At 62.9% G+C, this 23,030-nt stretch carries 15 protein-coding genes, 4 tRNA genes and 1 other RNA gene; 10 read left to right on the top strand and 10 right to left on the bottom strand.

Annotated elements, in window-relative coordinates; translation table 11 throughout:
- Nucleotides 1–54: 54 nt before the first annotated feature.
- Nucleotides 55–1,740 carry an acetolactate synthase AlsS gene (gene alsS, locus I6G83_RS00175; RefSeq protein ID WP_054306690.1) on the top strand — a complete coding sequence of 562 codons (1,686 nt, stop codon included), beginning with the start codon at nt 55–57 and terminating at the stop codon, nt 1,738–1,740.
- Between the two features lie 136 nt (nt 1,741–1,876).
- On the opposite strand, the gene I6G83_RS00170 is transcribed toward alsS, so the two are convergent.
- The gene (locus I6G83_RS00170; RefSeq protein ID WP_054306689.1) at nt 1,877–4,162 is read right to left on the bottom strand and encodes a TonB-dependent siderophore receptor; all 2,286 of its coding nucleotides are present in this window, start codon (nt 4,160–4,162) and stop codon (nt 1,877–1,879) included.
- Nucleotides 4,163–4,475: 313 nt separating this feature from the next.
- Here I6G83_RS00170 and fes point away from each other — a divergent pair, with 313 nt between their 5' ends.
- The 3 genes from fes to I6G83_RS00155 all read left to right on the top strand — a co-directional run bounded on the left by fes (nt 4,476) and on the right by I6G83_RS00155 (nt 10,007).
- A complete protein-coding gene (fes, locus tag I6G83_RS00165; RefSeq protein WP_072186144.1) occupies nt 4,476–5,858 on the top strand; it encodes an enterochelin esterase in 1,383 nt (460 codons plus the stop codon).
- Nucleotides 5,836–6,045: an MbtH family protein gene (locus I6G83_RS00160; RefSeq protein WP_054306688.1), complete on the top strand. Its 210-nt coding sequence runs from the start codon at nt 5,836–5,838 to the stop codon at nt 6,043–6,045. Before fes ends, I6G83_RS00160 begins: the two co-directional genes overlap by 23 nt.
- Nucleotides 6,046–6,110: 65 nt before the next feature.
- Nucleotides 6,111–10,007 (top strand): enterobactin synthase subunit F, encoded by a 3,897-nt coding sequence (locus I6G83_RS00155; RefSeq protein WP_174545419.1) that lies wholly within the window; start codon nt 6,111–6,113, stop codon nt 10,005–10,007.
- Nucleotides 10,008–10,161: 154 nt separating this feature from the next.
- Here the strand turns inward: I6G83_RS00155 and I6G83_RS00150 are convergent, their stop codons facing one another.
- The 3 genes from I6G83_RS00150 to fepD are packed head-to-tail and all read right to left on the bottom strand — an operon-like array spanning nt 10,162 to nt 12,928.
- Nucleotides 10,162–10,965: an ATP-binding cassette domain-containing protein gene (locus tag I6G83_RS00150; RefSeq protein ID WP_054306686.1), complete on the bottom strand. Its 804-nt coding sequence runs from the start codon at nt 10,963–10,965 to the stop codon at nt 10,162–10,164.
- Nucleotides 10,962–11,987, bottom strand: coding sequence for an iron-enterobactin ABC transporter permease (gene fepG / locus I6G83_RS00145; protein WP_054306685.1), 1,026 nt, complete (start codon nt 11,985–11,987; stop codon nt 10,962–10,964). Before fepG ends, I6G83_RS00150 begins: the two co-directional genes overlap by 4 nt.
- Nucleotides 11,984–12,928 (bottom strand): Fe(3+)-siderophore ABC transporter permease, encoded by a 945-nt coding sequence (gene fepD / locus I6G83_RS00140; protein WP_371851021.1) that lies wholly within the window; start codon nt 12,926–12,928, stop codon nt 11,984–11,986. Before fepD ends, fepG begins: the two co-directional genes overlap by 4 nt.
- Before the next feature lie 268 nt (nt 12,929–13,196).
- On the opposite strand from fepD, the gene entS reads away from it, so the two are divergent.
- The gene (gene entS, locus I6G83_RS00135; RefSeq protein WP_054306693.1) at nt 13,197–14,468 is read left to right on the top strand and encodes an enterobactin transporter EntS; all 1,272 of its coding nucleotides are present in this window, start codon (nt 13,197–13,199) and stop codon (nt 14,466–14,468) included.
- Here the strand turns inward: entS and fepB are convergent.
- On the bottom strand, nt 14,455–15,405 hold the full coding sequence (gene fepB, locus I6G83_RS00130; protein ID WP_082394674.1) for a Fe2+-enterobactin ABC transporter substrate-binding protein: 951 nt from the start codon (nt 15,403–15,405) through the stop codon (nt 14,455–14,457). The genes entS and fepB overlap by 14 nt on opposite strands.
- A gap of 234 nt (nt 15,406–15,639) precedes the next feature.
- On the opposite strand from fepB, the gene I6G83_RS00125 reads away from it, so the two are divergent.
- From I6G83_RS00125 to dhbA, 4 genes are read left to right on the top strand one after another with little or no spacing between them, the layout of a single operon-like run.
- Nucleotides 15,640–16,848: an isochorismate synthase gene (locus I6G83_RS00125; protein ID WP_054306682.1), complete on the top strand. Its 1,209-nt coding sequence runs from the start codon at nt 15,640–15,642 to the stop codon at nt 16,846–16,848.
- A gap of 7 nt (nt 16,849–16,855) precedes the next feature.
- Nucleotides 16,856–18,487 carry a (2,3-dihydroxybenzoyl)adenylate synthase gene (locus tag I6G83_RS00120; protein ID WP_054306681.1) on the top strand — a complete coding sequence of 544 codons (1,632 nt, stop codon included), beginning with the start codon at nt 16,856–16,858 and terminating at the stop codon, nt 18,485–18,487.
- Nucleotides 18,488–18,490: 3 nt separating this feature from the next.
- Entirely contained in the window at nt 18,491–19,357 is an 867-nt protein-coding gene (locus tag I6G83_RS00115; protein WP_054306680.1) for an isochorismatase family protein, read from the top strand.
- On the top strand, nt 19,354–20,109 hold the full coding sequence (gene dhbA / locus I6G83_RS00110) for a 2,3-dihydro-2,3-dihydroxybenzoate dehydrogenase (protein ID WP_054306679.1): 756 nt from the start codon (nt 19,354–19,356) through the stop codon (nt 20,107–20,109). Before I6G83_RS00115 ends, dhbA begins: the two co-directional genes overlap by 4 nt.
- Before the next feature lie 399 nt (nt 20,110–20,508).
- On the opposite strand, the gene I6G83_RS00105 is transcribed toward dhbA, so the two are convergent.
- The 5 genes from I6G83_RS00105 to I6G83_RS00085 all read right to left on the bottom strand — a co-directional run bounded on the left by I6G83_RS00105 (nt 20,509) and on the right by I6G83_RS00085 (nt 21,086).
- Nucleotides 20,509–20,634, bottom strand: a non-coding RNA gene (locus I6G83_RS00105) — RtT sRNA.
- Between the two features lie 75 nt (nt 20,635–20,709).
- A tRNA-Lys gene (locus I6G83_RS00100) sits at nt 20,710–20,785 on the bottom strand.
- A 7-nt stretch (nt 20,786–20,792) separates the two neighbouring features.
- Nucleotides 20,793–20,868 (bottom strand) — tRNA-Val (locus tag I6G83_RS00095).
- Nucleotides 20,869–20,907: 39 nt separating this feature from the next.
- Nucleotides 20,908–20,983: transfer RNA gene (locus I6G83_RS00090), tRNA-Val, on the bottom strand.
- Nucleotides 20,984–21,010: 27 nt separating this feature from the next.
- Nucleotides 21,011–21,086: transfer RNA gene (locus I6G83_RS00085), tRNA-Val, on the bottom strand.
- A 293-nt stretch (nt 21,087–21,379) separates the two neighbouring features.
- Between I6G83_RS00085 and gltX the strand changes: the two genes are divergently transcribed.
- On the top strand, nt 21,380–22,795 hold the full coding sequence (gene gltX / locus I6G83_RS00080) for a glutamate--tRNA ligase (protein ID WP_061322634.1): 1,416 nt from the start codon (nt 21,380–21,382) through the stop codon (nt 22,793–22,795).
- The last annotated feature ends 235 nt before the right edge of the window (nt 22,796–23,030 follow it).

The raw sequence follows: 23,030 nt of genomic DNA, 5'->3' as shown, positions 1-23,030 counted from the left end.
ACTGGCTGCGGCGCAACAGCGGCGGTCGATTTTTTTACTTTATGAGGTGGAACCATGAAACAGCTTACAACGGATGAAAACTGGCAGTGCGGCGCCGATTTGGTGGTGAAGAATCTGGAAGCGCAGGGGGTGAAGCACGTGTTCGGCATCCCCGGGGCGAAAATCGACCGGGTGTTTGATTCGCTGGAGGATGCGCCGTCGATTGAGACCGTGGTGGTGCGCCACGAGGCCAACGCCGCCTTTATGGCGGCGGCGGTCGGCCGCCTGACCGGCAAGGCCGGGGTGGCGCTGGTCACCTCCGGCCCCGGCAGCTCCAACCTGATCACCGGCCTGGCGACCGCCACGTCGGAAGGCGATGCGGTGGTGGCGCTGGGCGGGGCGGTAAAACGCGCCGATAACCTCAAGCAGACCCACCAGAGTATGGATACCGTCAGCATGTTCCGCCCGGTGACCAAATATTGCGCCGAGGTGCACGCCGGCTCGGCGATTTCCGAAGTGATCGCCAACGCCTTCCGCAGCGCCGAGTTCGGTCGCCCGGGAGCCTCCTTTATCAGCCTGCCGATGGATATCGTCAATGAGCCGGTGAGCGCGCCGGTGCTGGCCGGCTGTCCCGCGCCGCGCATGGGCGCCGCGGCCGGCGAGGATATTCAGCGGGCGGCGGCGCTGATTCAGCAGGCCGCATGCCCGGTGCTGCTGCTGGGGCTGCAGGCCAGCCGGCCGGAAAACAGCGAGGCGGTGCGTCAACTGCTGTACCGCACGCAGATGCCGGTGGTCGGCACCTATCAGGCGGCCGGGGCGATTGACGTCAATCACTTTGCCCGTTTCGCCGGCCGCGTCGGCTTGTTCAATAACCAGCCGGCGGATCAGCTGCTGCAGAAGGCCGATCTGGTGGTCAGCGTTGGTTACGGGCCGATTGAGTACGACCCGTGCATGTGGAACGGCGCACGCCACCTGAAACTGGTGCATATCGACGTACAGCCGGCGGAGATTGACTGTTGTTACCGGCCGGACGTCGAACTGGTGGGCAATATCAGCGCCACCATTCAGGCGCTCAGCGCCAGCCTGCCGGGGCGGCTGGCGATCCCGACCGAGGTGGAAACCATTCTCGCCGATCTGGGTCGTCAGCGCAGTGAACTGGCCGAGCGCGCGGCGCGCCGCGGCGGCATGCCGATTCACCCGCTGCGCATCGTCAAGGAGCTGCAGGATATCGTCAGCGACGACGTGACGCTGTGCGTGGATATGGGCAGCTTCCATATCTGGATCGCCCGCTATCTGTACAGCTTCCGCGCGCGTCAGCTGCTGATTTCCAACGGCCAGCAGACCATGGGCGTGGCGCTGCCGTGGGCCATCGGCGCGGCGCTGGTGCGGCCGGGGGACAAGGTGCTGTCGATTTCCGGCGACGGCGGCTTTATGCAGTCGAGCATGGAGCTGGAAACCGCGGTGCGGCTGAAAACCAATATCGTGCACGTTATCTGGGTGGACAACGCCTATAACATGGTGGAAATGCAGGAGGTGAACAAATACCAGCGTAAATCCGGCGTGTCATTCGGGCCGATTGATTTTAAAGCCTACGCCGAATCCTGCGGCGCGGTGGGCTTTGCCGTCCAGTCGGTGGACGATCTGCGGCCGATGCTGCGTAAGGCGATGGAGATTCAGGGGCCGGTGGTGGTGGCGATTCCGGTGGATTACGCCGATAACTACAAGCTGATGGCGCAGATGAACTTCAGCCAGATGATTTAAGCGGGTTTATTGACGCCATCGAAAGATGACGGACTCGTTGTGGAGATCGTCGATAATAAAAAACCGGTCAGCGTGGCGACCGGTTTTTTCATTGCACTGCCGGGGAAAGATGTTTTCAGCCCGGCGTGACCCACGATCAGAAGTGGGTGTTGATGCTCATATAGAAGGTGCGGCCCGGTTCGTTGTAGGTGGCCGCCCCGGCGCCGGCGATATTGATCGCGCCGGTGGTCGGGTTGCCGACGTTCTGCGCATTGCCGGCGCGGAACTGGCGTTTGTCGAACAGGTTGTCGACCCCGGCGGTCATGCTGACGTTTTTGCTGACGTCGTAGGTGGCGCTGAGGCCGACGACGGCGTACGGGCTGACCTCGCGTCTTTCGCTGCCGGTGGTGGCTTCCCCTTTGTAGTTGTACTTCTTCGGCTTCTGACGACCGTACCAGGTCAGGGTGCTCTGCATCGACAGATCCTGCGTCGCCTGCCAGCTCAGGGTGGAGTTGAGCGTGTACTTGGGAATCACCGACAGGTAATCGCCGGTGGTTTTGTTCTTGTTCTCGATCATATAGGTCAGGTTATTGGTCCAGGAGATCGTTTCGCTGACCGGCACGTTCAGCGACCCTTCCAGACCCTGCACCACCGCCTTGGGCACGTTCTCCCAGCGATAGACATCGGTTTTACCGTTGCTGGTTCGGCTGATCGGGGTATAACCGGCCTCGATCTTGTTGCGGTAGTCGTTGCGGAAGTAGGTGACGCCGGCCAGCCAACCGTCGTTGTGGAACTCCAGGCCGATCTCTTTGTTGACGCTGGTTTCCGCTTTCAGGTCGTCGTTGCCCATCAGGTAGCAGCCGACGCCGCTGGAACTGTTGGCGCAGCCCTGGCCCTTGCTGTACAGGATGTAGTTCGGGTTGGTCTGGAACAGGTTCGGCGCTTTATAGGCGCGGGCGATGCCCATCTTCAGGGTGAAGTACTCCCCCAGCTCCTGCGACAGGTTCAGCGACGGACTCCAGTTATCGCCGGACACCGAGTGGTGGTCATAGCGCATGCCCGGCGTCAGCATGGTGGTGTCGGTGAGCTCGATATTATCTTCGGCAAACAGCGAGAAAATGCGCGCGGACGAGTAGGGGCTGCGGTCCGCGCTGGAAACGCCGTCAATATCGCCGCCCTGCAGCGCCTGGCTGACGATCGAACTGCTCTTCATCTTCTGCTGGTTCCACTCGGCGCCCAGCGTGGCGGTTTGCGGCACCCACATGTCGAACGGCACGCTGACTTCGCTGTGCAGCAGGATATCGTCCAGATCGGTGTCGTTAAAGCCGGCGTTTTTCTCGTTGAAGATCCCTTCGGTGCCGCCCGCCAGCCCTTCGTTCATCCGCGAGTTGCGGGTGTTTTCATATTGCACGTAGTTATTGGTGCTGACGCCGTTGTCCCAGGCGCCCTGGTAGCGTAAGGCGTAGGTTTCGCGATACATACGGTTAGCCTCTTTACCGTACATCTCCTTCACCAGATCATTGGTGTTGGTGTTCTGGGTATCGCCGGCGTACAGGTTGCCCTGACGGCCGTAACCGTATTCGAACTCCAGCGATTGCAGATGGGCGAAGTCCCAGTGCAGCAGGCCGTTGATGTTTTTATCGATCACCCCCTCACGGCCGGCCGGCAGGCTGTCGGCATAGTCGCCGTAGCGGGCGGACTGATGGCCCTGGTTGATATCCTGGGCGTCGGCCTGGGTTTTGCTGTAGCCGCCGAACAGGCGGAAGCTCAGCGTATCGGTCAACGGCCCGGACAGGCTGAAGTCGGTGCGTTTGGTGGCGCCTTCGTCTTTATGCTGCGGAATGTTGTAGTAGGCGTTCAGCGAGCCGTGGAGCTCTTTGGTCTGTTTTTTGGTGATGATATTGACCACGCCGCCGGCGGCGCCGCTGCCGTAGCGGGCGGCGGCCGGGCCGCGCAGCACTTCGATGCGTTCAATCATTTCCGGCGGCACCCAGGCGGTATCGCCGCGGGTATCGCGCTCGCCGCGCCAGCCCTGACGCACCGAGTTGCGGCTGCTGGCCGGCATGCCGTCGATCAGCACCAGCGTATTTTCCGGCCCCATGCCGCGGATATCCAACTGGCGGTTGTTGCCGCGCTGGCCGCTGGTGGAGTTGCCGGTCAGGTTGACGCCGGGCATGGTGCGCACCAGTTCGCTGATGTCGCGCGCCGGCGGGCGCTTTTTGATTTCGTCGGCGGTGATGGTGGAGACGCCGGGCGCCTGCAGGTTCTGCTTGGCGGCGGTGACTAAAATGGTGTCTTCAGCCGGTTTTTTATCGTCTGCGGCGGCGGTTTTTTCCGCGTTTGAGGGGGTGTCCGTTTGCTGTGCGGCGTGCGCCAAAGTGGACGCGCCTAATCCCAGGCCGATCAAGGTCGCCAGGGAATAACGAGAAAGTGCGTGATTCATTGTGAATTCCTGCCGTTTTGCCATCCCTGCGGCGTAGCTCATGCCGACAGGGCAGCCGGTTGTCGTTTTTTATGTCTTCAATGATTCATGGATTGAATAAGCCGGAGACGCTCCCGGCATTCGACCCGCTGTCAATAATCGGCATCCGTCCCCGATGAAGAATACCGGCCCTGTTTATGGGCCCGTACACACTATTGCAAATGAAAATAATTATCAATAGTATTCGATTTACCGTATCTATATATGCGGTAGGGCAGCCGGATATTTTCCGTGCGCACAATGTGTTATGCCAACGACCAGGTGAGTGGGTGTTTTGAAAACAGAACAACAGCCAGCAAGCAGTACGTTATTAACAAGCAAACACGTCGGGAGCCATGGCTGGTGGCTGGAGATAGCCCGGCGCGGCACGCCGCTGGTGGAGCCGGCCGACAACGGCCGCTGGACGGTGACCTTCCTCTGGCGCGATCCGCAGGGTTGCGAATTGACCTCCGCCTACCGGCGCGTCTGGATCAACATTAATTGTCTGACCGACCATCATCAGCCGAATCCGCCGCAGAGTCTGCAGCGTCTGAGCGGCAGTGATGTGTGGTACTGGCAAACTGAACTGAACGCCGACTGGCGCGGCAGTTACTGCTTTATTCCCAGCATGGATGACCGGCCGCTGCGCGTCGACGGGGCGGATGCCCATGCCAATATGCATGCGCGACGCCACTGGTGGCATCAGGTGTTCGCCGGGGCGACGCACGACCTGCTGAACCCTTACCGCTCCTGGCCCGCCGCCGGCGGCAATATCGTCTCCGGGCTGCATATGCCAAAAGCGCCGCCGCAGCCCGCCTGGCGCGATTTTGACAACTATGACGTCGCCAGCGGCCGCTGCGTTCCGCCGGCGCCGGCGCGTCTGCAGCACCATACCTGGCACAGCGAACGGCTCGGCAACAGCCGCAAAGTGTGGGTGTACACCACCGGCGACGCCGATGCGGCGCAGCGGCCGCTGGCGATTCTGCTCGACGGCCAGTTCTGGGCGCAGCAGATGCCGGTGTGGGACCCGCTGATGCGGATGACCCGCGAGGGCCAACTGCCGGCAGCCGTCTATGTGCTGATCGATATTATCGATTTGCCGCATCGCGCCCGGGAGTTGGGCTGTAACGCCGAGTTCTGGCTGGCGCTGCAGGAAGAGCTGCTGCCGCAGTTGGCGCAGTGGGCGCCGCACAGCGCCGAGGCCGCGCGCACCGTGGTGGCCGGGCAGAGCTTTGGCGGCCTCTCCGCGCTGTACGCCGGGCTGAACTGGCCGCAGCGTTTCGGCGCGGTGGTTAGCCAGTCCGGCTCTTTCTGGTGGCCGCGGCGCGATATGCTGCAGCTGCCGACCCCGCCGGAAGACGCCTGCTGGCTGCAGCGTCAGGTTGAAGAAGGGCTGGGCAACCACGGTTCGCTGAAAGTGTTTATGGAAGCCGGCATGCATGAACCGCTGGTGCATCAGGTCAGCGGCCAGATGGCGACCCTGCTCAGCCGGGGCGGCCACCGGGTGCATTACCGGGCGGTTGAAGGCGGCCACGATGCGCTGTGCTGGCGCGGCGGCCTGCTGGACGGCCTGCAGGCGCTTTGGCAGCCGACCTTTGCCACCGCCCACCAGGCCACGCCGGCCGCCAATCCTCGTCTGATTCAAGGAGCCCGCGATGGACATGCAGAACCCGTTTGACGACCCGCAGCAGCGTTGCCTGATTTTGTGCAATGCACAGCAGCAGTACAGCCTGTGGCCCGACTTCAGCCCGGCCCCGGCCGGCTGGCGTACGGTGTTCGGCCCGGCGGAGCGCGCCGAGTGCGTCGGCTGGCTGGAAACGCACTGGCAGGACATGCGGCCCGCCGCGCAGCGTGAACAACAATAATAACTGGAGCAAGTACGGTGTCAGAAATTTCTACATTAGCGGCGGGGCAGCAGGCAAGCCCGGAGATGCCGCTGGTTGCGGCGCAGCCCGGTATCTGGGTCGCCGATCAGCTTTCACCGCATGGCAATGCCTACGCGGTGGCGCATTATATTGAACTGAACGGCGTGCTGGATCCAGAGTGCCTGCTGCGCGCCATCGGCCTCGGACTGTCCGAAGCCGATACCCTGCGCCTGCGCTTTGAAGAGCGCGACGGCGTACCGCTGCAGTGGCTGGACGCGGAGTTTGCCATCCACGCGGCGGAATATGTCGACTTTACCGATTCGGCAGACGCCGAAGCCGCGGCGACGGCGCTGATGGATATCGATCTTAACGGCGAACTGCGGGTGAGCAGCGGCAAACCGCTGTACCGCAACGTGCTGATGCGCGTGGCGGACGACCGCTGGTTCTGGTATCAACGCTATCACCATCTGCTGGTTGACGGCTTCAGCTTTACCGCCATTACCCGGCGCGTCGCCCATATTTACAGCCGGCTGCGCCGCGGCGAAACGCCGGATCCGACGCCGTTCAGCGGCTTTGGTGAGGTGGTGGCCGAATATCAGGCCTATCAGCAGTCCGCCGGCCGGCAGCGCGATGCCGATTACTGGCGCGACAAGGCCGCCCAGCTGCCGCCGCCGGCGACCCTCAGCCCGCAGCCGCTGGCCGGACAGGCGCCGACCACGCGCATTCACCGCCTGAGCCAGCACTGTTCGGCGGCCGATTTTGCGCCGCTGACGGCGCTGGGTCAGCCGCATCAGCTCAACGCCGCCGATATGGCGGTGGCGCTGCTGGCGCTGTGGGTGTCGCGCCTGAGCGGCCAGCCGCACTTCAGCGCCGGCTTTATCTTTATGCGCCGCACCGGCTCCGCCGCGCTGTGCGCCACCGGGCCGGTGATTAACGTTTTGCCGATGGCGATGCGGGTGGATCCGCAGGCGACGCTGACGGAGGTGGCGCTCACCCTCAGCCGCGAGCTGAAAAAGGTGCGCCGCCATCAGCGGTATGATGCCGAGCAGGTGCAGCGCGATCTGGGACGCATCGGCGATGCCGAGCCGCTGTACGGCACGGTGTTCAACTTCAAGATGTTTGATTACCAACTGGATTTTGACGGTATTACCGGCATTACGCACGATCTGGCTTCCGGCCCGGTGCGCGATCTGGAAATTGCGCTGTTTATCGGCGACGACGGCCGGCTGAAGGTGGAACTGTTGGCCAATGCCGAGCGTTATCAGCGTGATGAACTGGCGGCCCACCTGCAGCGCCTGCCGCTGTTGCTGAGCCAGTTCAGCGCCCGGCCGCAGTTGCCGGTGGGGGAGGCCGATATGCTGACCGCCGCCGACCATGCGCTGCTGGCGCGGGTCAATGATACCGCGCACCCGGTGGCGCCGCAGACGCTGAGCGGCCTGCTGGCGCAGCAGGCGCAGCGCACGCCGGATGCGCCGGCGCTGTCCGATGCGCATTTCCGCTTTAGCTACCGTGAAACCCGTGAACAGGTGAGCGCGCTGGCGCGTCAGTTGAGCGAACAAGGCGTACGGCCGGGCGATATCGTCGCCGTGGCGCTGCCGCGTTCGGTGTTTCTGTCGCTGGCGCTGATGGCGATAGTCGAAGCCGGCGCCGCCTATCTGCCGCTGGATACCGGCTATCCCGATGAGCGCCTGGCGATGATGCTGGAAGACGCTGCGCCGCGGCTGATTATCACCGAACCGTCGCAGCAGGCGCGTTTTGCCGGCCAGGGGGAGATCCTTTTGTACGATGCGCCGCTGGCCGCCGACCACGCTGCGCAGGTCGCGCTGACGGGGCCGACGCCGCATCATCCGGCCTACATTATTTTTACCTCCGGCTCCACCGGCCGGCCGAAGGGGGTGCTGGTCGGTCATCAGGCTATCGTCAACCGTCTGCTGTGGATGCAGAACCACTATCCGCTCAATGCGCAGGACGTGGTGCTGCAGAAGACGCCGTGCAGCTTCGACGTGTCGGTCTGGGAGTTCTTTTGGCCGCTGATGGTCGGCGCGCAGCTGGTGATGGCGCCGCCGGAAGCGCACCGCGACCCGCAGCAGCTGCAGCAGCTGATCGCCCGCCACCGCGTCACCACTCTGCACTTTGTACCTTCGATGCTGGCGGCGTTCGTCAGCGCGCTGGAGGGGCGGGAGGCGGTCGAACAGTGCGCCAGCCTGCAGCGGGTGTTCTGCAGCGGCGAAGCGCTGCCGGCCGAGCTGTGCCGCCAGTGGCAGAGCCGCACCGCGGTGCCGTTGCATAACCTGTACGGCCCGACGGAGGCCGCGGTGGACGTGACTTGGCATCCGGCCTGGGGCGACGCCTTGGCGGCGGTGACCGGCGCCAACGTGCCGATTGGCCTGCCGGTGTGGAATACCGGGCTGCGTATTCTGGATGCGCGTCTGCGCCCGGTGCCGCCGGGCGTCGCCGGCGATCTGTATCTGACCGGCGTACAGCTGGCGCACGGTTATCTGGGGCGTCCGGAGCTGACCGCCAGCCGCTTTGTCGCCGACCCGTTCGGCGACGGCGGTCGCATGTACCGCACCGGCGATGTGGCGTGCTGGCTGCCCGACGGGACGGTGGAATATCTGGGGCGCAGCGACGATCAGCTGAAGATCCGCGGCCAGCGTATTGAACTGAGCGAGATCGACCACGCGCTGTTGTCGCTGCCGGGCGTACAGCAGGCGGTGACCCACGCGCTGGTGCTGACCGGGACGCCGGCGGATGCCGGCGGCGACGCACGTCAGCTGGTGGGTTATCTGGTGCCGCAGGCCGGGGTGACGCTGGATCCGGCAGCGCTGCGCGCCGCGCTGGCCGACCGTCTGCCGCCGCATATGGTGCCGGTCGCGCTGGTGGAAATGGCGGAGCTGCCGCTGAGCGCCAACGGTAAACTGGACCGCAAAGCCCTGCCGCAGCCGCAAAGCGGCACGCGTAGCGCCGGCCGAGAACCGCTGCCGGGGCTGGAAAGTGAGATTGCGGCGGTGTTCGCCCGTCTGCTGCAGCGTGAGCAGGTATTTGCCGACGACGACTTCTTCGCCCTGGGCGGCCATTCGCTGCTGGCGATGCGCCTGGCGGCGGAACTGCGCCGCGATCTGGGTAAGGCGGTATCGGTGGGGCAGGTGATGGTGGCGTCGAAGGTGGAGCAACTGGCGGCGCTGCTGGCGGAAGAGCGCACGCAGGAAGAGGCCGACCGCTGCGGTTTCGACAGCGTACTGCCGCTGCGCACCACCGACGGCCCGACGCTGTTCTGTCTGCACCCGGCCTCCGGTTTTTCCTGGCAGTTCAGCGTATTGCCGCGCTATATCGATCAGCACTGGTCGCTGGTGGGCATTCAGTCGCCGCGGCCTGACGGCCCGCTGGCGCTGAGCGAGGATATGGATCAGGTGTGCGAGGCGCACCTGGCGACGGTATTGTCGGTACAGCCGCACGGCCCGTACCACTTTATCGGCTATTCGCTGGGCGGCACGCTGGCGCAGGGCATCGCTGCCCGACTGCAGGCGCGCGGTGAAGAGGTGGCGTTCCTCGGGCTGCTGGATACCTATCCGCCGGAAACGCAGAACTGGGACGTGATGCTGGACGATAACGTGCTGAAGGAAGTGCAGCGCGAGCGTGAACAGTTCCTGGCGGTATCGGAAGATACGCTGGATCCGGCGTTGGGCGAGACCCGTACGGCGATGTTCGACAATATCGAGGCTAACTACGCCGACTCGGTGCGTTTGCTGTCCCGCACCCATACCGCCAATTTCCGCGGTCAGGCGACGCTGTTTGTCGCCAAGCGTACGCTGCAGGCGGGAATGGACGTGCAGCAGACCTGGGCGCAGTATGTCGATGCGCTGCAGGTGCATGAGCTGGACTGCGCGCACGTGGATATTGTGTCGCCGGCGTCGTTCAAGGTGCTGGGGCCGCTGCTGAACCGTATCTTGCGTACGCTGTAGGCGGGCAGGGGGCGATGCCCCGCGGGTGATGACGTATAAAAAAGGCGCGTAAGCGCCTTTTTATCGTTAACCGGCTGTCGTTGCCGCCAGATTAAAGGGCGCTCGGTCGGGCGGCAAACAGAGGTATTTAAATCAGGAAAGCGGATCGCAAAATTCAGGGCTTACCCAACGGCACCACCAGCGGAGTATGCGACACCGGATCGTCGATGATCATGCATTTCAGGTCGTATACCTCCTCGATCAGCTGCGGCGTGACGATATCTTTCGGCGCGCCTTCGGCGATCACCTTCCCGCCGCGCATGGCGATCAGGTGGGTGGCGTAGCGACAGGCGTGGTTCAGATCGTGCAGCACCACCACCAGCGTATGGCCGCGCTCGCGGTTCAGCTGGCGCATCAGCTCCAGCAGCTCGATCTGGTGGGTGATATCCAGCCAGGTGGTCGGCTCATCCAGCAGCAGCAGCGGCGTTTGCTGCGCCAGCACCATGGCGATCCAGACGCGCTGACGCTGTCCGCCGGAGAGCGTATCGACCGCCTGTTCCGCCAGCTCCGCCACGCCGGTGGCGCGCATGGCGTCTTCCACCGCCTGCTGATCCTCCTCCCGCCAGCGGCTGAACAGGCGCTGATGCGGATAGCGGCCGCGGGCTACCAGATCGAACACGGTAATGTCGCCGGGGGCGACCGACGTTTGCGGCAGCAGCCCGAGCTGGCGCGCCACCTCTTTGGTGGCATAGTCGCGGATGGGTTTGTCGTTCAGCCATACCTGCCCCTGTTGCGGCTGCATCAGGCGGCTGAGGGTGCGCAGCAGCGTCGACTTGCCGCAGGCGTTGGGGCCGATAATAACCGTCAGCTCGCCGTGCGGAATGGCGACGGACAGGTCGCTTGCCACGATTTTTTTGTCATAGCCCAGCGTCAGGTTTTCGGCGCGCAGCGGCGCGGACAGCGGCGTTACAGTATTCATTTTTTACGTGACTCACGGATTAATAGCCAAATCAGGTAAATGCCGCCCAGACAGACGGTCAGTACGCCGACCGGCAGCTGATACGGCATAAACAGCCGCTGGGCGGCGACGTCGGCCGCCAGCAGCAGCAGGGCGCCGGTCAGCGCGGTCAGCAGCAGCACGTGGCGGTTGGCGCACAGGCGGCGGGCGATCTGCGGCGCCACCAGCGCGATAAAGGAGATTGGCCCGGCGACGGCGGTGGCCGCGGCGGTCAGCACCACGCCAAGCAGCAGCAACAGCATGCGCGAACGCTCCACCGGGACGCCCAGCGCGCAGGCGGCGTCGTCACCCATCTCCAGCAGACGCATGCGGCGCGACAGACCGCACAGCAGCAGCGTTGCCAGCGCCACCGCCAGCAGCGCCGGCTGGCTTTTGGCCCAGGTGACGCCGTTCAGCGAGCCGGCGCTCCACAGGCCGGCGGTCATTGACGCCTCCAGCGACGCGCTGACGATCATCCAGGTATTGGCGCCCATCAGCAGCGCGCGCACCGCGATGCCGACGATAATCAGGCGGAAGGCCTCAACGCCGTTGCGCCAGGCCAGCAGATAAATCAGCAGCGCGGTCAGCAGGCCGCCGGCCAGCGCGCCGCTGGTGATGCCGAGGATGCCGCTGTTAAACAGCACCACGGCCACCAGCACGCCGCTGTAGGCGCCGGTATTGAAGCCGATAACGTCAGGGCTGCCCAGCGGGTTGCGCAGCAGCGACTGGAAGATTGCGCCGCTGATGCCGAGCGCCGCGCCAATCAGCAGCGCCATCACGACGCGCGGCAGACGCCACTGGGTCACGATCACCGCCAGATTGGCGGGGCCTTCGCCGCGCAGGGCGTCAATTACCTGCGCGGCGCTCAGTGACAGCGTGCCGGCGCCGAGGGCGTAGACGGCCAGCGCGGCGCAGGCCGCGATCAGCAGCAGTACGGTCAGGGTGGCGCGCGACAGGCGGGCGACGCGCTTCGGCGCGGACAGAACCTCGCTATGGCTGCTCATCCGCGGCTCCTTCTGAACATATGACGCTGGCGCACCAGCGCAATCAGCACCGGCGCGCCGATCAGCGCGGTGACGATAGAGACGCGCAGTTCCCCCGGCACCAGAAAACGGCCGATCAAATCGGCGCTGAGCAGCAGAATCGGCGTCAGCACCAGCGTCCAGGGTAAAATCCAGTGCAGCTCGGAGCCGGCCAGACGGCGGGCGATATGCGGCATCATCAGGCCGACGAAGGCGATGGGGCCGACGGCGGCGGTGGCGCCGCCGCACAGCAGGGTGATGGCCAGCAGGCCGAGCAGCTGGGTGCGCACGATGCCGGTGCCCAGCGCGGTGGCCAGATCGCTGCCCATGCTCAGGCTGTTGAGGGCCTTGGTCAGCCACAGGGCGATCAGCGTGCCGAGGAGTATCGGCAGCGCGACGGTGCGCACCACCTGCATATTTTGAATATCCAGCGAGCCGGCCTGCCAGAAGCGCAGCTGGTCGAACACCTGCGGGTTCAGCAGCGAAATCCCGGTGGTCATGCCGTCCAGCACCGCCCCCAGCGCCACGCCGGCCAGCGTCAGGCGCACCGGGTTGAGCGTACTGCGCCCGAGTGCGCCCACCAGCGCCACCAGCAGCGAGGCGCAGAGCGCGCCGCCAAAGGCAAACCACAGATACTGGCCGATGTCGCTGGCGCCGAACAGCGACATGCCCAGCACCACGGCGAAGCCGGCGCCGGCATTGACGCCGAGAATGCCCGGGTCCGCCAGCGGGTTGCGCGACAGGATTTGCATCAGGGCGCCGGCCAGACCGAGCGCGATGCCGGCCAGCACGCCGATCAGCGTGCGCGGCAGGCGGGCGTCGGTGATGATCACGCAGTCAACGCCGCTGCACTGGCCGTTTAATGCCTGCAGAACGGTGGAGAGGGGGATAGATTGCGCACCCAGCGCCAGGCTGAGCGCCATGACCAGCAGCAGAATCAGTATGGCGAACAGCAGCGCATAAAGCCGGCGGCGAAAAGCGCGCGTAGTGCCTAAAAACAGAGCTTCCTGGTGCGCTGAAGCAGCGTGCGAGCAATTGTGTGTAAGCCGGAACATAACAGCCCATTATTCAATTGAATATTAATGATATTTATTATCATTATTGATTGTATTCATCTATGGTAGCATGAGTCGCTGCTCCATTGCAGTAGCAAGCGTGCAATTCCTTTTTAAAGTTGTGGTGATAAAAAAAATGAGTAAGCCCTCGATTTTGCTTGATTTTGGTTTGCTGAAGACCAATCAGGCGTTCCGCGCCGTATTCTGCGCGCGCTTTATCTCTATTTTGGCGCTGGGACTGATGGCCATCGCCATTCCGGTGCAGATCCAGGCGCTGACCGGTTCGACGCTGCTGGTGGGTCTGGCGGTAACGCTGGCGGGCGGCGGCATGTTCGCCGGCCTGCTGATGGGCGGCGTCTTGGCCGATCGCTATGAGCGCCGCCGTCTGATCCTGTTTGCCCGCTCCACCTGCGGCGTCGGCTTTGTCGGCATGTGCCTCAACGCGGCGCTGCCGGAACCGTCGCTGACGGCGATTTACCTGCTGGCGGTATGGGACGGCTTCTTTGGTGCGGTGGGCGTCACGGCGCTGCTGGCGGCGACGCCGGCGCTGGTCGGGCGTGAGAATATCGTGCAGGCCGGCGCCATCAGCATGCTGACGGTGCGCTTTGGTTCGATTCTGTCGCCGGCGGCGGGCGGCCTGCTGATCGCGCACGCCGGGGTGGCGTGGAACTACGGGCTGGCGGCGCTCGGCACCCTGTTGACACTGGTGCCGCTGCTGCGTCTGCCGCAGCTGCCGCCGCCGGAGCAGCCGCGCGAGCATCCGCTGAAGGCGCTGGCCGGCGGTTTTGCCTTTCTGTTCCAGAATAAAGTGATCGGCATGGTGGCGCTGATCGGCGCGCTGCTGACCATGGCCAGCGCGGTGCGCATCCTGTACCCGGCGCTGGCCGGCAACTGGGGCGTTGACGCGTCGCAGCTGGGCTTTATGTATGCCGCTGTGCCGCTGGGCGCCGCCCTCGGCGCCTTCACCAGCGGCCGGGTGGCGCAGGTGGCACGTCCGGGCTGGATGATGCTGCTGACCGCCATCGCCGCGTTTGTCGCCGTTGGACTGTTTGGCCTGATGCCGTGGTACGGTCTGGCGCTGGCCTGTCTGGTGGCCTTCGGCTATCTGAGCGCGCTGAACTCTCTGCTGCAGTACGGGCTGATTCAGAACCTGACGCCGGATGCATTCCTTGGCCGTATTAACGGCCTGTGGACCGCGCAAAACGTGGTGGGGGACGCGCTGGGCGCGCTGCTGCTGGGGGCGATGGGGGCGCTGATGCTGCCGGCCATGACCTCGACCGGTTTTGGCTTCGGCGCGGCGTTGCTGGGCGTGGTGCTGCTGGTGGTGATGGGCAGTTTGCGGCGGGTTACGCGCAGCGAACCGGAGGCGACCCTCCAGCCCGCTGCGGCGCAGGCTAGCGGGAAGTAAAGCGTTTTTCCAACAGCGCCAGCAGGTTGCTGGCGCTGTAGTAGTCCAGACGGAAGGTTTCGTTGCCGAGCGCATAAACCCGTTGGTTTTGCACCGCCGGCAGCTGCGCCAGGAATTTATTATTCATCAGACGCTGTACGTCGCTTTCGTCATTGGCGAACAGCAGCAGCGTCTGGCCATTCAGCCCCGCCGCCAGACTCTCTCCCGACAGTTGAACAATATCTTCACGTGCGCCCTGGCTGGTGCTGGTGTGCAGGCTGGCCGGCGGTTGCGCCAGCGTGAAACCCAGCTGCTGCAGCATTTTTCCCTGTGAGGATTGGGCGGTCCACAGATTGGCGGCCTTGCCGTCCTGGCGGAACACCAGGGCGGAAACCGGCTGCGGCGGCAGCGTGATGCGCTGTTTCAGCGCCTGTTCGCGGGCGGCGAAGTCGGCGGTCAGTTTCTCGGCCCGGGCTTCGTGTCCGGTGGCGTAGCCCAGCTCTTTCGCCAGCTCCTGCCAGCTTTTATCGTCATAGTTGACCACCAGCACCGGCGCGATAACGGACAGCTGATCGTACAGCTGCAGCGCGGAGTCGCCGCCGGTGGCGGAGATCACGATCAGGTCCGGCGCTTCGCCGGCAATGCTTTCGGCATTCGGTTCGCCGACGTACAGACGCTTCACCCCGCGCTGTGCGGCAACCTCTCCCCACTGGAGGAAAAAGCCCTGCTTATCGGTAAAGCGGCCGTTGGGGTTGGTGGCGCCGCTGGCGACCACCGGGGCGTCAATCGCCAGCAGGGTGCCGGTCAGGGTCACGCTGGTGGAGACGATGCGCGTCGGGGGCTGCTTGAGGGTAACGGGGCCGTGAGAGGTGTCAATCGTGCGGGGCCATTGTGGGGAAGCCGCCTGTGCCGCGGAGAGGGTCAGCAGCGCCAGCCCCAAAAGCAGGATCTTCTTCATCCGGGTAATCCTTGTTGGTGTCATTGACGAGTTCGCCTCGCCGTTAAATGCGGAAAGCTTAATGGTTATCATTTATCTAGAGAATACCACAATGTTTATACCATGATTATCAGGGTAAAGAAGTGTTTACGTTTATTGACATAGCGGGAGACGGAGGGTAATTTAGCGCCACGAAACACAAATGATAATCATTATTATATTGGTTATTATTGGCGAATAACAGAGGGCGTACCCATGGATACAGCCGTGAATGGTGCTCAGCAGAAGGCACCGCACGCGAAAGAGAACGAACAGGCGCATTTCGGCGTAGATCCGGCGTCAGGCTTCTTTTTCACATCTCCTTTTCGCAGTCTGACGACGCAAGGGTGCTTTGCCAATATCACCCTGCCGGCCGCCGGTGGCGATGATATCAACGGCGAGTTTCAGCAGGCCGTGCGTCATGCCTTTGATGAAGCGCGGCGGGCCGGCATTAAAAAGCCGGTGCTGTGCGGCGCGATCCCGTTTGACACCCGCCAGCCGTCGTCGCTGTTTATTCCGCAACACACCCAGTGGTTTGAGCGCGAAGCCTTTATGGCGGCGCGGCCGGCGGCCGATAACGACGGCCCGGAAATAGACGTGCTGAATGAATTGCCGGCGCAGGCGCCCTTTATGCAGATGGTCAGCGATGCGGTGGCGGCGATGACCGACGGCGAGCTGGACAAGGTGGTGCTGTCGCGCCTGCTGGAGATTGAAACCCGGCAGCCGGTTGAGCGTCAGGCGCTGATGGCGCGCATTATCGCGCAGAACCCGAACGGCTTTCATTTCCATGTGCCGTTGGCCGACGGGGCGCTGTTGGGCGCCAGCCCGGAACTGCTGCTGCGTAAATCCGGCGGGCAGTTCTGCTCCAACCCGCTGGCCGGCTCTGCCCGGCGCGACGCCGATCCGCAGCGCGACCGCGAAGTGAGCGAGAAGCTGCTGGCGTCGAGCAAAGATAACGTCGAACACGGCTATGTGACCGAAGGCATGCGTCAGGTGCTGACCGGCCGCTGCCGTTACCTGAATATTCCGCACGCCCCCGAGCTGCTGAGCACCAGCACGCTGTGGCATCTGTCGACGCCGATCGACGGCGAAGTGGACTGCCGCCGGGAAAATGCGCTGTCGCTGGCCTGCTTGCTGCACCCGACGCCGGCGCTGTGCGGCACGCCGACGCTGAAGGCGCGCGATCTGATTGCCGAGCTGGAGCCTTTCGACCGCGGCCTGTTCGGCGGCATCGTCGGCTGGTGCGACGCCGAAGGCAACGGCGAGTGGGTGGTCACCATCCGCTGCGGCACCGTACAGGGCCGCCAGGTGCGTCTGTTTGCCGGCGCCGGCATCGTTAAAGACTCTTCGCCGGAGTCCGAATGGCATGAAACCGGCACCAAGCTCAGCACCATTTTGCGTGCGTTTGGACTGAACCAAGGATAACAACACCATGAGTATTGCATTCACCCCGTGGCCGGCCGAGTTTGCCCAGCGCTATCGCGAGCGCGGCTACTGGATTGATAAACCGCTGACCGATATTCTCGACCGCCAGGCGGACAGCGACGCTACCGCGCTGATCGATGCCGAGAATCGCCTGAGCTACCGCCAGCTGCATCAGCAGTCGGATCGTCTGGCCGCCGCGCTGCTGCGCCGCGGCATTCAGCCGGGAGAAACCGCCCTGGTGCAGTTGGGCAATGTGGTGGAGTTTTATGTCACCTTCTTCGCCCTGTTGAAAATTGGCGTGGCACCGGTTAATGCGCTGTTCAGCCATCAGCGCAGCGAGCTGCACGCCTACGCTGAGCAAATCAAACCGGCGGTGCTGATTGCCGACGCTCAGCATGCGCTGTTCGGCAATGACGATTTTCTGGCGACCTTCCGGGCGCAGCATCCGTCGCTGCGCGTGGTGGCGCTGCGCAGCCACGCGCAGGGCGAGCAGTCGCTGGCGGCGATGCTGGCGGAAGAGAGCGGCGATTTCCGCGCGACGCCGTCCGCGGCCGATCGGGTCGCGTTCTTCCAACTGTCCGGCGGCAGCACCGGCACGCCGAAACTGATCCCGCGCACCCACAATGATTACTACTACAGCATTCGCCGCAGCGTCGAGGTGTGCCGTTTTGACCGCGAGACGCGCTATCTGTGCGCGCTGCCGGTGGCGCACAACTACCCGATGAGCTCGCCGGGCGTGCTGGGCGTGTTTTATGCCGCCGGTCAGGTGGTGTTTGCCGCCGATCCGGACGCCGGCCAGTGCTTCAGACTGATTGAACAGCATCAAATCAACGTCACCGCGCTGGTGCCGCCGGCGGTCACGCTGTGGCTGCAGGCGATTGAAGAGTGGGGCAGCAACGCGCCGCTCGCCAGCCTGCAGCTGTTGCAGGTCGGCGGCGCCAAGCTGGGTGAAAGCCTGGCGGCGCGCATTCCGGCGGAAATCGGCTGCCAGCTGCAGCAGGTGTTCGGCATGGCGGAAGGGTTGGTGAACTATACCCAGCTGGACGATGACGATCGCCATATCCTCACCACGCAGGGCTGCCCGATGTCGCCGGACGACGAAGTCTGGGTGGCCGATGACGATGGCAATCCGCTGCCGGTCGGCCAGGTCGGCCGTCTGATGACCCGCGGCCCGTACACCTTCCGCGGTTACTACCAGAGCCCGGCGCACAACGCCGACGCGTTCGACGCCGACGGTTTCTACTGCTCCGGCGATCTGATCCGCATGACGGAAGACGGCTATATCTGCGTGGAAGGGCGGCAAAAAGATCAGATCAACCGCGGCGGCGAGAAGATCGCGGCGGAAGAGATCGAAAACCTGCTGCTGCGTCACGGCGCGGTGATTAACGCCGCGCTGGTTTCCATGCCGGATGCGCTGATGGGTGAAAAGAGCTGCGCCTATTTTATCGCCGGCGAGACGTTAAAGCCGGTGGTGCTGCGTCGTCATCTGCGTGAGCAGGGCGTCGCCGAATTTAAATTGCCGGACCGCTTTGTGCAGGTGGAGAGCCTGCCGCTGACGGCGGTCGGTAAAGTTGATAAGAAACTGCTGCGCCAGCGCCTGCTGGACGCGCAGCAAGCCACCCAGGTCCAGGGAGATTGAACGATGGCCATTCCTAAACTCAATGATTATGCGCTGCCGGCCGCGGCTGAATTACCGGCCAATAAGGTGAACTGGACGGTTGAGCCACAGCGCGCCGCGCTGCTGATTCACGATATGCAGCAGTATTTCCTTAACTTCTGGGGTGAAGACAGCCCGATGATCAAGCAGGTGGTGGAGAATATCGCCAACTTGCGTCGTTACTGCAAGGCCCAGGGGATCCCGGTGTTTTATACCGCGCAGCCGAACCAGCAGAGCGATGAAGACCGGGCGCTGCTGAACGATATGTGGGGGCCGGGGCTGAACAAACATCCGGAGCAGCAGGCGGTGGTGGCCGCGCTGGCGCCGGAAGAGGATGACACCGTGCTGGTGAAGTGGCGCTACAGCGCCTTCCACCGTTCGCCGCTGCAGGACATTCTGCAGGAAACCGGCCGCGACCAGCTGATTATCTGCGGCGTGTACGCGCATATCGGCTGCCTGACCACCGCGATCGACGCCTTTATGCGTAACATCCAGCCGTTTATGGTGGCGGATGGGCTGGCGGACTTCTCGCGCGACGAACACCTGATGGCGCTGCGCTATACCGCCGGCCGCTGCGGCCGCGTGGTCAGCACCGCCGACCTGCTGCCGCAAAGTAACGGCATCGCCAGCAAAGAGGCGCTGCGGGCGCTGATCCTGCCGCTGCTGGATGAAGACAGCGAAGAGATGGGCAACGACGAGAACCTGATTGATTACGGTCTGGATTCGGTACGCATCATGGAGCTGGCGACGCGCTGGCGTAAAATCCGCGGCGATATCGACTTTATCGCGCTGGCCAAGAATCCGACCATTGACAGCTGGTGGGCGCTGCTCGCCGGAGAGCAGGCCGGATGAGCAGCTGGGACTTTAGCGGCAAACGCGTATGGGTAACCGGGGCGGGCGCCGGTATCGGCTTGCAGACCGCACGGCAGTTTGCCGCCGCGGGCGCCGAGGTGGTCGGTTTTGATCTGCGGTTCAGCGAGGCGGAATATCCATTCCACACCGAAGTGCTGGATATCGCCGACGCCGAGGCGGTAGAGCGCGTATGCACGCGGCTGCTGGCGCAACATGGCGAGCTGGACGTGCTGGTCAACGGCGCCGGCATTCTGCGTATGGGGCTGACCGACGCCACCAGCAGTGCCGACTGGATGGCCTGCTTGAACGTCAACGCCGGTGGGGCGTTCAATATGTTCCGTCACACGCTGCCGGTATTCCGCCGCCAGCGTCGCGGTGCGATCGTCAGCATCGCCTCCAACGCGGCGCACGTACCGCGCGTCGGCATGGCGGCCTACTGCGCTTCCAAAGCGGCGCTGCGCAGCCTGTGCCAGACGGTGGGGCTGGAAATGGCCGAATTCGGCGTGCGTTCGAACATGGTGTCGCCAGGCTCGACCAATACGCCGATGCAGCGCGGCATGTGGCAGGATGAAACGGGTGAGCAGAAAACCATCAACGGTTTCCCCGAGCAGTTCAAGCTGGGGATTCCGCTGGGGAAAATCGCCCAGCCGCAGGAAATCAGCGATGCCATTTTGTTCCTGGCGTCGGATATGGCCAGCCATATCACCATGCAGGATATTGTGATTGACGGCGGAGCAACGCTGGCGGCCTGAGGCTTGCCCGAGTGGTGACGACCGGATAGCGGGGCGCGGCGCAGGCTGCGCCCTTTTTTTGTCGTGGCGACAGCGAGGGCAGAGTCAGTAGGGCAGAATATTGTGCGGAGCACACATGCGAAAAAAGCGCCAAAAGGCGCTTTTTCTAATAGGGCGGGTCGTGCAGGATTGACTCGGCCTTTGGCCTCGCCCTGCGGGCAACGCTGCGCGTTGTCGTCTCGCTTCGCTGATTACTCGTCTCTGCGAGACTCGCCCTTCGGGCCAGCGCAAGCGCTGTTCAAAAGCGTAAACGCTTTTGTCTCATCCAACACGACCTTGGGGGGATATGTGATAGCAGAGTCGGAGATTATTGCGGAGCGCGCATGCGAAAAAAGCGCCAAAAGGCGCTTTTTTCTAATATGGTGGGTCGTGCAGGATTGACTCGGCCTTTGGCCTCGCCCTGCGGGCAACGCTGCGCGTTGTCGTCTCGCTTCGCTCGGCTCGAACCTGAACGCAGGTTCTCATCCAACACGACCTTGGGGGGATATGTGATAGCGGAGTCGGAGATTATTGCGGAGCGCGCATGCGAAAAAAAGCGCCAAAAGGCGCTTTTTTCTAAAATGGTGGGTCGTGCAGGATTCGAACCTGCGACCAATTGATTAAAAGTCAACTGCTCTACCAACTGAGCTAACGACCCATAGAAGTGGTGGGTGATGACGGGCTCGAACCGCCGACCCCCTCCGTGTAAAGGAGATGCTCTACCAACTGAGCTAATCACCCACTTCGGGACTTCCAGGTACTGCTTGAGCATGAAAATGATGGTGGGTGATGACGGGCTCGAACCGCCGACCCCCTCCGTGTAAAGGAGATGCTCTACCAACTGAGCTAATCACCCTCATTTTTCTTACTGCTCTTAACAAGATGGTGGGCGATGACGGGCTCGAACCGCCGACCCCCTCCGTGTAAAGGAGATGCTCTACCAACTGAGCTAATCGCCCCGTCTTGTTGGAGTCGCATTATAGGGATAGTTCAAAGTGAGTCAACGCTTTTTAAAATGATTTCAATCGTTCGCCGCAAATTTAAGCAGGATGCGATATTTATCGCCAGCAACGCCGATTCTTTGCGCATAATAGGATGAAATAGGACGTCGGCGGGGTGAAATAACCTTGGTGAACGCCGCGTCGGCGTTGAGGAATTAACGCGTAGTGATACAATGTTGCCCACTTTTTCCAATTCCGAGCAATTGTCGACACCCGTCGACGCGACGTTGCGTAATAAGGCAGTGATCCCAATGAAAATCAAAACCCGTTTTGCACCTAGCCCAACCGGCTACCTGCACGTCGGCGGCGCCCGTACCGCGCTTTACTCCTGGTTGTTCAGCCGTCATGCCGGCGGTGAGTTCGTGCTGCGTATCGAAGATACCGATCTGGAGCGCTCCACCCAGGATGCTATCGATGCGATTATGGATGGTATGAACTGGTTGAATCTGGATTGGGACGAAGGCCCGTATTACCAGACCAAACGTTTTGATCGCTATAACGCCGTGATCGACCAGATGCTGGAGCAGGGCACCGCCTACCGCTGCTACTGTTCTAAAGAGCGCCTGGAAGCGCTGCGCGAAAAGCAGATGGAAAACGGCGAGAAGCCGCGTTATGACGGCCGCTGCCGCGACAGCCAGTGCAGCCATACGGCGGATGAGCCGCACGTGGTGCGCTTCCGCAACCCGCAGGAAGGCTCGGTGATCTTTAACGACCAGATCCGCGGCCCGATCGAATTCAGCAACCAGGAACTGGACGATCTGATTATCCGCCGCACCGACGGTTCGCCGACCTACAACTTCTGTGTGGTGGTGGACGACTGGGATATGGAGATCACCCACGTGATCCGCGGTGAAGACCATATCAACAACACCCCGCGTCAGATTAATATTCTGAAAGCGCTGGGCGCGCCGGTGCCGGAGTATGCACACGTTTCAATGATTCTCGGCGATGACGGTAAAAAGCTGTCCAAACGTCACGGCGCGGTCGGCGTGATGCAGTATCGCGACGACGGCTATCTGCCGGAAGCGCTGCTCAACTATCTGGTGCGTCTGGGCTGGTCCCACGGCGACCAGGAGATCTTCTCTATCGACGAGATGAAGGAGTTCTTCACGCTGGACGCCATCAGCAAATCCGCCAGCGCCTTCAATACGGAAAAACTGCAGTGGCTGAATCACCACTACATTAACCATCTGCCGGCCGAGCAGGTCGCGGTGCATCTGGCCTGGCACGTTGAGCAACTCGGGATTGAAACGCGCAACGGGCCGGAACTGAAAGATATCGTCAAGCTGCTGGGCGAGCGTTGCAAAACGCTGAAAGAGATGGCGGCGGCCTGCCGTTACTTCTATGAAGACTTCAGCGAGTTTGACGCCGACGCGGCGAAGAAACACCTGCGTCCGGTAGCGCGTCAGCCGCTGGAGACCGTACGCGCCAAGCTGGCGGCCATCAGCGACTGGACGGCGGAAAACGTGCATGACGCTATTCAGGGCGCGGCGGACGAGCTGGGCGTCGGCATGGGCAAAGTAGGGATGCCGCTGCGCGTCGCCGTGACCGGCGCCGGTCAGTCGCCGAGCATGGACGTCACGGTGCAGGCAATTGGCCAGCAGCGTTCTCTGCAGCGTATCGATATGGCGCTGGCCTATATCGCCGAGCGTGAAGCGCAAGCCTGATTGTAGCGCTGGAAGCATTAATAACCCCGGGAGCGCTCCCGGGGTTTTTTTTCGCCTGAGCTTAACGGCAATGCCTGCAAGCGGGAGAGGACAACGGTGCTGCCGCTATATAAAGCTCCGGCTTCCTGCTGAGCCGGCCGGGCAGCAAAGGCAGCGCCCGATCGAATTACGGAACAAACGGCGTATTTTTGCCCGTAATGGTTAATCTTTAACTGCAAACGCGCTGATTTGGCGG

The sequence above is a fragment of the Serratia rubidaea genome (assembly GCF_016026735.1).
Taxonomy (GTDB): Bacteria; Pseudomonadota; Gammaproteobacteria; order Enterobacterales; family Enterobacteriaceae; genus Serratia_B; species Serratia_B rubidaea.
The sequence above is the reverse complement of the archived record's forward strand: the minus strand, read 5'-3'. Positions and strand labels throughout refer to the sequence as shown.